An 11,923-nucleotide genomic window follows, 5' to 3' on the forward strand; every position below is an offset into this window, starting at 1 on the left:
CCGTATCGCGACGCGCCTTGCGCGCAAACGCATCCGACCAGAGTTCATCATCGCCTGGTCGCTCTGGCGACGAGCACATCAGGCACAAGCAAAGCGCGCTCATATCAAAATGCAACTGTAATGTTAGGCGGCGTTTTGACGCCGACCGGCGTCGGCACGATGGTGGCGCAAGGCAAGCAGACCGTCGAAATCGACGGCGCGACATATCTCATCGAAAGGCCGCTGCGGGCGGATTTCGCTTTGCTGCGCGCCCATGAAGCCGACTATTTCGGCAATCTGACCTATCGGCTGACGGCGACGAATTTCAATCCGGTCATGGCATTCGCCGCCGATTGCGTCATCGCCGAACCGGATGAGATCGTTCCGACCGCAGTCATTCCGCCCGACGCGGTGCGCACGCCCGGAACTCTCGTCACCCACCTCGTTAGTGGGGCGCGCTGATGGACGCGAAGGAAATCATCGCGCGACGCGTCGCCCTGGAGCTGCGCGACGGCATGCTGGTCAATCTCGGGATCGGCCTGCCGACGCTCGTGGCGCGCTTCGTGCCGAAAGGAATGTTGGTCGCCTTTCAAACCGAAAACGGGCTGATCGGCTTCAGCGCGCCGCCGCCTGAGGGGATGGAGAATCACGATCTCACCGACGCCGGCGGCGGATTCATAACGGCGCTGCCGGGCGCCGCCAGCTTCGACAGCGCGACAAGCTTCGCGCTCATCAGAGGCGGCCATGTCGACTTGGCCGTGCTCGGCGCGCTGCAGGTCGACGCGGCAGGGCGTCTCGCCAATTGGATGGTTCCCGGAAAATTTACGCCTGGGATGGGCGGCGCCATGGACCTCGTCGCCGGGGCCAAGCGCGTCATCGTCGCCATGCAGCACGCCGCAAAAGGCGAACCGAAAATCGTCGAGACTCTCACATTGCCGCCGACCTCGGCGCGACGGGTCAGCCTCATCGTGACCGAGCTTGCGGTGATCGAACCGACCGATGAAGGGCTTGCGCTGCGCGAACGTGCGCCGGGCGTCAGCGTCACGGATATTTTGGCCAATACCGGCGCCAGACTCATCGTGGCGGAGGAGACGCTGGAAATGCCGCTCGGTTGCCCTTAGCTCTGGCGCGGGCGCCCGCACTTGATATCGGCGGCGTTCGCCACAGGTATCGCTCTGGCCGCGCCGCTCTTGAACCGGAGCGGTCAAGCGTTAACAGCCAAAGAGCCGATCGATGAGCAAGTTGATTTTAATTCTTGCGGCCTTCATTGGCCTTGCTGCGGTCAATCCTGTGAGCGCACGCACCGCCATGGACAAGCAGCGCGCGGCCTGCGAGCGCGACTCCCACAAATTCTGCTCAGCGGAAGAGCCCGATGCGATCGCGGTCGAAAAATGCCTGCGCGCGCATGCGAGCCAGCTTTCGAAGGCATGCAAACGCCAATTCATGAAGAAGGGTCGCTGATCCGGCGTTCCGCTTGTTGCGGCGCGATTTCGGCCTGACTACAGTGCCGGGCGATGAATACGCCCGCAAAATGCTCCAGCGCGCTTCGCATATGGCTCGCCGCCAGCGCGCTGGCCTTATTCGGCTGCGCCGAATCGGCGCGCGCCGAGAGCTGCGGAGCGTCGGCGTCGGGCTTCGGCCAATGGCTTGAGGACGTCAAGCGGGACGCCCGAGCCAATGGCGTCTCGCAGCGCACGCTCGACGCTGCGTTAGCGGATATTTCCTACGACCATGCGGTGATCGGCCGCGATCGGGGACAGCGGATTTTTCGCCAAAGCTTCGAGAAATTCTCGAGCCGTCTGGTGACGCCCCGACGTTTGAGCAAGGCAAGGGCGCTCCTGCAGCGCCACGCCGCGCTGTTGCGCCAGATCGAGGCGCGCTATGGCGTGCCGGGCCCGGTGCTGGTGGCGATCTGGGGGTTGGAGACCGGCTTTGGCGCCGACAATGGGCGCTTCAAGACGATGCAGGCGCTGGCGACGCTGGCCTATGATTGCCGGCGATCCGCGCAGTTCAGGGAGGAACTGAACAATGCGCTGATGATCGTCGAGCGCGGCGACATGTCTCCGGCGCAGATGCGCGGCGACTGGGCCGGCGAAATCGGCCAGACACAATTCATGCCATCGTCTTATCTCGCATATGGAGTCGATTTCGACGGCGACGGCAGGCGCGATCTCATAAGATCGACGGCCGATGCGCTCGCGTCGACGGCGAATTTCCTGAAAGGCAAGGGCTGGCGCACGGGCGCGGGCTGGAACGAAGGAGAGCCAAATTTTGCGGTCTTTTTAGAGTGGAATAAGGCGCGTGTTTACGCGAAGACCATCGCCTTGATGGCGACGAAGCTCGATGGCGGCCAATAGCGCCATATGCTGCGGACCGTCGCCTGCAAATCCATGCGGCGGACATCTCGCTCTGATAGAGCGTTGCGCCGATCGCGCGGAACGCCAGTGTGGAAGCGGCGCCGCCGCCCGAGTTCTGCAAAAACGCTTGGAGCCGATGGCGACGATGAGAGCAGCGCGGCGTCTTGACATAGGGGTCGGCGGGGATGGCGGCAAAAGAAATTATCGGCCTCGTGCTACAGGGCGGCGGCGCTCTCGGCGCCTATCAGGCAGGGGCATTCGAAGAGTTGAACGCCGGAGGATATTGTCCTCACTGGTATGCCGGGATTTCCATCGGCGCGATCAATGCCGCGATCATATGCGGCAACCCGCCGGAAAAACGCGTTGCTCGACTGCGCGAATTCTGGGAGAGGGTCACGAACGGCGCATCCTCGTCCTTTGTTGCGCCTGACATCATGAGCGCCGTGTCGGCCGACCTGGGCGCCAATATGGCCGCCCTATTCGGCGCGCCAGGTTTTTTCGCGCCCCGGCTGCCGCCGGTGGTTCCGACGTTGCCCTATCCGCCGACGTCGCTCAGCCTCTATGATACGCAGCCGTTGCGGGATACGCTTTCGGCGCTCGTCGATTTTGATCTGATCAACGCCAAGCGGGATCGTCTGAGCGTCGGCGCGGTCAATGTGCGAACCGGCAATTTCCAATATTTCGACAATATGACCGAAACCATTGGCCCGGATCACGTCCTCGCCAGCGGCGCGCTTCCCCCCGGCTTTCCGCCGGTCGAGATCAATGGCGAACTCTATTGGGATGGCGGCCTCGTCTCCAATACGCCGCTACAGTATATTTTGGACAATTGTGATCCGAAAACCAATCTGTGCGTCTTCCAGGTTGATTTATTCAGCGCGCGCGGTCCGGCGCCTGAGACGCTGCTCGATGTCCTCCATCGGGAAAAGGACATTCGCTATTCGAGCCGAACAAGGCTCAACACCGATCTCCTCAAACGCGCCCATGATCTTCGCGTGGCGGTAAAGCGGCTTTCGAAAAAAATTCGCCCAGAGCTCCATAAGGATCCTGACTGGCTGGCGTTGAGCGACTTCGGCGACGTTGCCGGCGTCACGATCGCGCAGCTCATTCATCGTCGCGCGGCCTATGAGACCGACTCCAAGGACTACGATTTTTCACGATTCTCGATGGAAGATCATTGGAAGGCCGGCGCCGCCGACGCCGTCGCGACATTGACCAACCCCAAATGGGTGTCCAGACGTCACCCGAACGAAGATGTTGTCATATTCGATTGCACCAAGGACCTGTACAAATCGGACAACAAGAAAGAGCCCTCATGAAAATCGACGATGTGCGCAAGACCGCTTTTGCGATGCCGCTTACGAGTCCCGCCTTTCCGCGCGGGCCGTACCGGTTCTTTAACCGCGAATATCTTGTAATCACCTATCGCACCGATCGCGAAGCGCTGGCGCGCGTCGTGCCCGAGCCTTTGGAGGTTCGAGACGACCTAGTCAAATATGAATTCATTCGCATGCCGGATTCGACCGGGTTCGGCGACTATTGCGAATCAGGTCAGGCGATCCCCGTTTATTTCAATGGCAATCCAGGCCTGTATACGCACGCCATGTATCTCAATGACGGGCCGCCGATCTATGGCGGTCGGGAATTATGGGGGTTCCCGAAAAAACTCGCCAATCCTTCTTTGGCCGTGGAGCGCGACGCCCTCGTCGGAGTTCTCGATTACGGCTCGATCCGGGTCGCGCGCGGAGTCATGGGGTATAAGCACCGCGCTCTCGATGGCGCCGACGTTCTCCGCTCGCTCACGCAACCCAATTATTTGCTGAAAATAATTCCACATGTGGACGGTTCTCCGCGCATTCTTGAACTCGTCGATTATCGTCTTGAGGACATCACCGTGAAGAGCGCCTACACGGGGCCGGCCTCCCTTGAACTGAACGCGCATGCGCTGGCGCCGGTCGCCGAATTGCCGGTGCGCGAGATTGTTTCGGCGACGCATATCCTCGCCGACCTCACGCTCGGGCTCGGCAAGGTCGTTTATGATTATCTCGCCTAGGGGAACATTCCGATGGAGCTGAATGGCAAGGTCGCGTTGATTACGGGCGCCGCGAGCGGCATCGGCCATGGCATTGCGCAGCGCTTTGCAAAGGCTGGCGGCAGGGTCTGCATCGCCGATCTGAACATTGACGCTGCAAAATCCGCGGCGGCGCAAATCGGCGGCGACGACGTAGCGATCGCGGTTGCAATGGACGTCACCAATGAGGAGCAAGTGCGCGCCGGCGTTGACGCGGCCGCCAAAGCCTTTGGGACGATCGACATATTGGTTTCGAATGCCGGCATTCAGATCGTCCATCCGATTGAGGAATTTCCCTTCGAGGATTGGAAAAGGCTGCTTTCGATCCATCTCGACGGCGCCTTTCTGACCACAAAGGCATGCGTGAAATACATGTATCCTCAAAAGTCGGGCGCGCTGATTTATATGGGCTCGGTGCATAGCCATGAGGCGTCGCCGCTGAAATCCGCCTATGTCGCGGCCAAACACGGGATTCTCGGCCTCGCCCGAGTGATGGCGAAGGAAGGCGCGAAACATAACGTCCGCGCCAACACGATTTGCCCCGGCTTCGTGATGACGCCGCTGGTCGAAAAGCAAATTCCCCAGCAGGCGCATGATCTCGGCATCACCGAACAACGCGTCGTCGACGACGTCATGCTGGGCGAGACTGTCGACAAGCAATTCACCATGATCTCGGACGTGGCCGAAGTGGCGCTCATGCTCGCCTCATTTCAGACGAATGCGCTGACGGGGGAATCAATTGTCGTCAGTCACGGCTGGTTCATGAATTAGTCGGCGAATCGCTGGACCGTTTGGATAGGGGCCGCCAACGCCCTCGGCCGGGTAGCGACCAGCTTTTATCCGCCCGGGCGGCGCGTATTACGGCTGCGGCAAGTTTCGGCAAGCCGTTTGCTTGCTTGGGGCAAACGAGCGCCGAACCAGGGAAAAGGCGCGGGCCAGCGCTATATTCGTCTCCCGAATGTCGAGTCTTCGCCACATCGGCGATGGAAGCGCCCTCAAACCGACGAAGCCGATGTCGCACAACGAACTTCACCGGGCGGCGAGCCCCTACCTTCTCCAACACGCCGACAATCTGGTGCATTGGCGCCTGTGGACGCAGGAAGCGCTCGAGGAAGCGCGCCATTTGCGCAAGCCGATCCTCCTGTCGGTCGGCTATGCCGCCTGCCACTGGTGCCATGTCATGGCCCATGAGTCTTTCGAAGACCCGGCGACCGCCGCGGTAATGAACGAACTCTTCGTCAATATCAAAGTCGATCGCGAGGAGCGTCCGGACATCGACCATCTCTACATGACGGCGTTGCAGTCGCTCGGGCAGAGGGGCGGCTGGCCCCTGACGATGTTCCTGACGCCGGAAGGCGAGGCTTTCTGGGGCGGGACCTATTTTCCGAAATCCGACCAGTATGGACGGCCCGCCTTCGTGAGCGTGCTCAAACGCGTCGCCGAAACCTTCGCCGCAGAGCCCGAGACGATCGCACAGAATGTGAAGGCTGTGCGCGCCCGGTTGGAGCAATCCGACAAAGCGCCGTCCGGCGCCAGCGCGCTCAACCTGACGCCCGCACAGATGCGCAATCTTGCGTCACAGATCGAACAGGGCGTCGATCCCGTGGAGGGCGGCCTGCGCGGCGCGCCGAAATTTCCCAATACGCAAGTCTTCGAATTTCTGTGGCGCGCCGGCGCGGTCGCGACGACTTCCGGGTTTCGCGACCTCGTGAAGCTGACCCTGACCAGAATGTCGCTCGGCGGCATATATGATCATCTCGGCGGCGGCTTTGCGCGCTATTCGACGGATGAGCGCTGGCTCGCGCCGCATTTTGAAAAAATGCTTTACGACAATGCCCGAATTCTCGAATTGCTCGCATTATGTCATCAGCAATCGGGCGACGAACTTTACCGGCGGCGCGCCGCCGAAACCGTCGGCTGGCTCGAACGCGAAATGATCCATCCTGGCGGTGCCTTTTGCGCCAGTCTCGACGCCGACAGCGAAGGCGCCGAGGGGCGTTTCTATGTCTGGACCTTTGACGAAATCGTCGCCTGTCTTGGCCCGGAAGATGCCGCCTTTTTCGCCCGTTTCTACGACGCCTCGCCTGCGGGCAATTGGCATGACGAGTCGCGCGGCGAGATGGTCACGATCCTCAATCGGCTGGTCGCGCCGCAGGGTTCGCTCGAAGAAGAGGCGCGTCTCGCGACCATGCGCGAGAAACTGTTTCTGACCCGTGAGCGGCGCGTGCATCCGGGTCGAGACGACAAGATCATGGCGGACTGGAACGGGCTGATGATCACCGCCCTCGTCGAGGCCGCGACCGCCTTCGACGAACCGAGCTGGGTCGACATGGCGGCCCGCGCCTATGATTTCATCGTCGCAACCATGCAGTTCGAAGATGGTGAGGGACGGCGACGACTGGCGCATAGCTGGCGCGCGGATGTACTCGTCAAGCCGGGCATGGCGCTCGATCACGCGAGCATGATCCGCGCCGCGCTCGCGCTCCATGAAGCGCGCAACTGGCGCAAGACGGCCTTTGCGCAGCGCGACTATCTCGCTGACGCCATCGCCTGGGCCGACGCTCTGGACGCCTGGCATCTCGACGCGCAGACCGGTTTCCTGCAGATGGCGGCGCGCGACGCGAAGGATGTGATCATGCGGCTCGCGCCGACTTCCGACGACGCGATACCGAACGCGCATCCGGTTTATCTGTCGGCCTTGGTCCGCCTTGCGGCGCAGACGGGCGATGAGAAGTGGCGCCGGCGCGCCGACGCCATGTTCGCGGCGCTCGGCCCCGCGATCGGCTCGAACATTTTCGCCCATCTCGCGACGCTCAACGCCCTGGACCTGCGCCTTCGCGCGAAAACGATCGTTACGGTCGGCGAGGCGCGGCAGGCGCTCTATGAAGCGGCGCTACGCTTGCCCGCCACCGACCGCATCGTCGTCGACGGCGAAGGATCGCAGACGCCGACGCTTGCCGGCGCGGCGCAATCGATCGGCGACAGGGATGCCGCCGCCTTTGTCTGCGCCGGAGAAACCTGCTCGCTGCCCGCATGGGATGAAGCCGGCCTTCTCGCCACGATTCGCGAGATCGACGCGGCGCAAGCCGGCCCGAGCAGCGCGGCGCCTCAGCCGTGATCGTGTTCCTGCGCGCTGGCCGCAGGCTTGTGCACGACGAATGCGGAGAGAAAATCCCCTGCGACGAGGACGCCGTCATCATCCATCGCGTGACCCAATCCGGCCCGGCGCAAGCTCTTCACCGGCGCGCCGAGCGCCTTGAGCCGTTCTTTCGTCGCGGTCATCGCGCTGAAAGGCACAATCGGATCGGCTTCGCCATGAATCATCAGCACAGGCGGCTTCGAGGCGATTTCCTCCACGAGCGCTCGTTCGTCATAGAGCGCGCCGGAAAAAGCGACGATCGCCGCCATCGGTTTCGGACGTCTGAGGCCGACATGCAGCGCCAGCATTGCGCCATGTGAAAAGCCGACAAGCGCGAGGTGACTGTCGGGTAGTCGACGTTGCGCCAGCACGTCGTCGAGGAAGACGTCGAGAAGCGGCGCCGTCGCCCTGATGCCGTCATTGATCGCCGTAGGGCTCGCATCGGCGTTTTCGAACCATTGCCGCCCGCCCGAGGCGCACGGGAAAGGCGCTTCCGCGGCGACGAAGTCGGCCTTGGGCATGGTGGGCGCCCAGTTCAGCGCCTGATCGATGATCGCTGCGCCGGAGCTGCCCGGGCCATGCAGCAGCACCACGAGATAAGCGGGCTTGCCGCAGGACAGCGCGGCGATTTTGGGCCCTTCGACGACCACAGGCATATCGAGTCTCTGGAGGATGTCAGGGAACGCTCATGGAACAGTTTATCGCGATGGCGCATGCAAACCGGCTGCCATCGAGTGGCAAGGCGGCCACGCGCCCACGACTTCGATGAACCCCGGCATGTCGTGTTTTCGGACGTGCAACTATTCGACAGGATTCGAAGCGCTCGAGCAGCGTGGAAGGGGCCCGAAACGTCCCCAATCGGTCTGAGCGAAAAACGGTCGTTTTCGGGAAAAGGCTTGCGCCGCCTCGCGCTCGTTCCATCAGTGCGCGTGCGCCGCATACTTTCTCGCCGCTGTGCTCGCCGACGGATTGCCCTCCATCGACGCCACGTGCGCTGAAGCGCTCGAAAACGGCGTCCCTTCCACAGCGTGTCAACGGTGGCGTTATTTGGTAGGCCCTCCAAAAACTTCGATCGGTTCAGCAATGCCTTTCATCGCCTGCTTTCCGAAAGACTTGAAGCGCCCGCGCACGTCATCTTCTAGCGAGCGCCAGACCCGGTCCGAAATGACGATGGACACCCTGAGCTCCTTGCACAGGCTTTCAAGCCTAGCCGTGCGATTGACCGTATCGCCGATGATCGTGTGTTCAAGTTTGGCCTCCGATCCTATGAGGCCGATCACCAGCGGCCCACGAAAAATCCCAACGCCGATTCTTATGGCAGGCAGGTTCATCTCCCTTAGCTTCCCATTGAGCTGTTCCACCCGTTCGATCATGGCGAGCGCGGCGTCCACGCCGAGCCCGTTTTCGATGCTAGCGGCGTCTTCATCGCCGTTCGTCTCGCAGTCGACATAGGCTAAAATGCCATCGCCGATGAACTTATCCACGCTGATCTGGAACTGGGTAATTACGTCCAACATCGCACTAAAATATTGGTTCAGGAGAGCTACCACTTCATTCGGCGAAAGGCTTTCGGAGATGCCAGTAAAATTGCGAATGTCCGTCATGATGACAGTCAGCTCTCGGTTGATCCCTGTCGTCTCTGTTAGCTCTTGATGAAGGGCTCGTTCCGCTACTCTCGCCGTGACAAATCGGGAGAAATTCTTGAGTAGTCGGGTGCGCTCTCCTAGCGTTTTCGAGAAGGCATTGAGTTGGTCGAGAATTGCCGCCCAAAGACCCCAGGCTTCCCCAATTCTCGACCGGAAATTGAAATCCAGATCACGCACATGATCCAAATGATTCTGAACGCGCCCGACGTGATCGCGCTCCGACAAAAAGTGGAAGGTGAAGGTGAGAATCAGCCACCCCGTCAAAAAGCAAATGACATATGACGTCTGTTCGATGAAGGTGTCGTGAGAGACTAGAGGAGCGATCTTGCCTTTGTTAAGACTTTCAGCCTGGCTGATAAGAAAGTGGAGCAGAATTGTCCCGACGACCACTACGGGAAGCATTGTCCTGGTGACATGGGAAAGCCAGCGTCGTCGAAACCCAACCTGCCCGGTTTCGTCTTGTTCGTCGTCGGCGTCTTCCAACGCCCAATTTAATCCATAGACCTGCGTGATGCCCAAAAGGAAGCTTGCGAGGACCAGAATCTCTGGGCCGCGGGAATGCGAACTCAGGTGGTTTGCGCGCAATAAGACCTGAAGTAGAAGCAGAGCGGTGATCGTCGCCAGAAGGTATGATCCGGCATAGATCCAGGATCGGTTTCTTCTTCGACGAAAAAATCCGGGCAGATAGCGCCTTTCGCCGTGGCGCGCCAAAAGAATCACGCCGACGTTCGTCAAATTCGTTAGCAGGATGAAGGCGGACGTATAGTAGCAGCCGAAGCCGAATCCAGGGATCGTAAGAACCGGACAGACTCGCAATCCATAAAGCGAAAGCAGCGGTATGAACGCGAGGCTCATAGCCACAAAGATGACCAGGAAAACGACAAGTCTGTGGGTCATGCTTACGGACTCGCGCGGCGCCAGGCTCCTGCTTCATAATCAGTTGCTGATGGATGCGGCAAGACAATCAGCGACGAGAAATTGCTTTTGGAGTCTGACTCGAATGGATCGGCCGGCGAAGGCAGCGGCCGAGGACGAGTGGCAGACGCCGGGCGGCCCCGATTTCGATTGTGTGTCATATGCTCAGATCATGCGCTCGTCGCTTCAACAAGACCTTGCGGCAATATTGCGCTAGAGCTTCGAAAGTTTTGCAACTGCTCCGTAGCGTGGCTCCAGAAGTCGTATTCTGGCGCAAATGTATCGATTGTCGCCGCCGCGCCAGCGGCCCAAGCGCGCCAAAATTCGACTGGATCGAGAGCATCCTTGGCGCTGCGCGCAACGTCACTGATTTTCACCATCAGGTGCCATGAAAAAATCACCGGCAAAATATGCCCGCCCATGGGGAAATATGGATGCATCGCGGCAGTGAAGGTTGACACCAGAATCTCGCCACGGGGCGTCGTATCGTATCCTGTCAGCACGTGGACAGAATCGTGCGGGAGCGAAAATTTGGCGTTGAGCGCCTGTGGGTCGCCTGGAAAACCGTAGTTATTGCGGCGAAAGTGGTCGTAAAACGCTCGACCGAACGTGCCCTGCGGGAGGTCTGCAAGCATTTCAAAACGCCGGACCTCGCTCGGATCGGCGCGATCTCCGGCATAGGGCAGAAGCCACTGATTGACGTCCTCGCTCTTCCACACCTTTCCGGTGATGCTTTCCATGTTGCAACGGGTCATGTCAGCCAGCACTTCCCCGAGGCGGCCGTGGGCGGCGTCGTCGATCTGATCGATATAATGCTGATGCATCCCGAGCGCGCCGGCGTAGCGCAGCACGCTCGCGATCTTGGCGCAATCCAGTTTGCCGTCTACGAACGCCATCACGGTAATGAACTTGACGGCGTTCTCATTCAAGTCCGTTCCCGCCAAAGCGGCGGCAAGTTCCTCGGGGGTAATCGGCTTCAGAGCGTCGAAATTGAATGCGTCATTATCGCCGAATATGTAGCGGCGGGCGCTGGCGATGGCCCGGCGATCATTGTTGCTGGCGGGCGTCTCGGTGTCCGCGACGGCGCGCATGGCGCCGAGGATTGCAGCAATCTGTGTCGGCGTCGCAAAATCGATCAGCGGGGGAATCCAGTCGTCAGCCGTTGTCATTGCCCGCTTCCTTTGCTGAATCGTTTATCCGACTTACCTCAGCATCCAGGTCGACGCGCCGCACAGGAACGGCGCCGAGACTTATGAATATGTCTTCTCGAATAGCATCGTCGCGAAATATCTGGAACTCGGCGCCGTGACGATTCCGCCGCGGCCGTTCCTGTCGACAGCGGCGATGGAGATAGCTCCCCGCACGATCAAGTTGATGACCTCGGCATTCTTCGCGGCGAGATTTCGGAAATGGGGAATCGTTTCGCGCGCGATTCACATGACATGGGATAAAGCGCAAGAGTTCACCGAAGATGACGGGAAATGAAGCGCGCAGCAATCGCCGCGATTGGGTGACAGCCGCTTTGGGCGGGTGATGCTTTTTTGCAACGCATCCGGTTTTTTGGCTTTAGGAGCGCCGACGCTATTGACCGCAACTGTTGGTTTGCGGACCATCTTGCGCGGCTTTTAAAAATAGAATCGCAAGGATCGCTTATATGAAGCGCCTTCTGCCTGCCGCCGCCGCGCTTGCTTTAGTCGCCCGTGAAGAACGCGATTTAAGCGGCGATTAGTCGGCGATTTGAGGCGTTGGCGTCGTCGAGGACGCTCAGGAACAAGGCCCACAGAAGCGCCAGCCATGCGAGCAGGCGGCGGAAGTT

General features: G+C 60.3%; 10 protein-coding genes and 1 pseudogene. 8 read left to right on the forward strand and 3 right to left on the reverse strand.

Going from position 1 to position 11,923, the window contains the following annotated elements; translation table 11 throughout:
• Positions 1-123: 123 nt before the first annotated feature.
• The 8 genes and pseudogenes from AB7I51_RS16320 to AB7I51_RS16355 form a co-directional block, all read left to right on the forward strand.
• Positions 124-441 (forward strand): annotated as a pseudogene (locus tag AB7I51_RS16320) (CoA-transferase); the annotation flags it as partial.
• Positions 441-1,100: a 3-oxoacid CoA-transferase subunit B gene (locus tag AB7I51_RS16325; protein ID WP_428405361.1), complete on the forward strand. Its 660-nt coding sequence runs from the start codon at positions 441-443 to the stop codon at positions 1,098-1,100. The pseudogene AB7I51_RS16320 and the gene AB7I51_RS16325, both read left to right, overlap by 1 nt.
• Positions 1,101-1,212: 112 nt before the next feature.
• Complete coding sequence (locus AB7I51_RS16330; RefSeq protein ID WP_428405360.1) at positions 1,213-1,440, forward strand: hypothetical protein; 228 nt, start codon at positions 1,213-1,215, stop codon at positions 1,438-1,440.
• A 53-nt stretch (positions 1,441-1,493) separates the two neighbouring features.
• Positions 1,494-2,336 (forward strand): lytic murein transglycosylase, encoded by an 843-nt coding sequence (locus AB7I51_RS16335; RefSeq protein WP_428405359.1) that lies wholly within the window; start codon positions 1,494-1,496, stop codon positions 2,334-2,336.
• 185 nt (positions 2,337-2,521) lie between these two features.
• Positions 2,522-3,655 carry a patatin-like phospholipase family protein gene (locus tag AB7I51_RS16340; RefSeq protein ID WP_428405358.1) on the forward strand — a complete coding sequence of 378 codons (1,134 nt, stop codon included), beginning with the start codon at positions 2,522-2,524 and terminating at the stop codon, positions 3,653-3,655.
• The gene (locus AB7I51_RS16345) at positions 3,652-4,389 is read left to right on the forward strand and encodes an acetoacetate decarboxylase (RefSeq protein ID WP_428405357.1); all 738 of its coding nucleotides are present in this window, start codon (positions 3,652-3,654) and stop codon (positions 4,387-4,389) included. The genes AB7I51_RS16340 and AB7I51_RS16345 overlap by 4 nt, the downstream gene beginning before the upstream one ends.
• 12 nt (positions 4,390-4,401) lie before the next feature.
• The gene (locus tag AB7I51_RS16350; RefSeq protein ID WP_428405356.1) at positions 4,402-5,178 is read left to right on the forward strand and encodes a 3-hydroxybutyrate dehydrogenase; all 777 of its coding nucleotides are present in this window, start codon (positions 4,402-4,404) and stop codon (positions 5,176-5,178) included.
• 241 nt (positions 5,179-5,419) lie between these two features.
• Positions 5,420-7,525, forward strand: a complete 2,106-nt coding sequence (locus AB7I51_RS16355; RefSeq protein ID WP_428405355.1) for a thioredoxin domain-containing protein — start codon at positions 5,420-5,422, stop codon at positions 7,523-7,525.
• Here the strand turns inward: AB7I51_RS16355 and AB7I51_RS16360 are convergent.
• The 3 genes from AB7I51_RS16360 to AB7I51_RS16370 form a co-directional block, all read right to left on the reverse strand.
• Positions 7,516-8,202, reverse strand: coding sequence for an alpha/beta hydrolase (locus AB7I51_RS16360; protein ID WP_428405354.1), 687 nt, complete (start codon positions 8,200-8,202; stop codon positions 7,516-7,518). The genes AB7I51_RS16355 and AB7I51_RS16360 overlap by 10 nt on opposite strands.
• A 387-nt stretch (positions 8,203-8,589) precedes the next feature.
• Positions 8,590-10,089 (reverse strand): adenylate/guanylate cyclase domain-containing protein, encoded by a 1,500-nt coding sequence (locus AB7I51_RS16365; RefSeq protein WP_428405353.1) that lies wholly within the window; start codon positions 10,087-10,089, stop codon positions 8,590-8,592.
• Between the two features lie 188 nt (positions 10,090-10,277).
• Positions 10,278-11,198, reverse strand: coding sequence for a hypothetical protein (locus tag AB7I51_RS16370; protein WP_428405352.1), 921 nt, complete (start codon positions 11,196-11,198; stop codon positions 10,278-10,280).
• Positions 11,199-11,923 lie beyond the last annotated feature (725 nt).

The organism is Methylocystis sp. (assembly GCF_050246715.1).
GTDB lineage: Bacteria > Pseudomonadota > Alphaproteobacteria > Rhizobiales > Beijerinckiaceae > Methylocystis.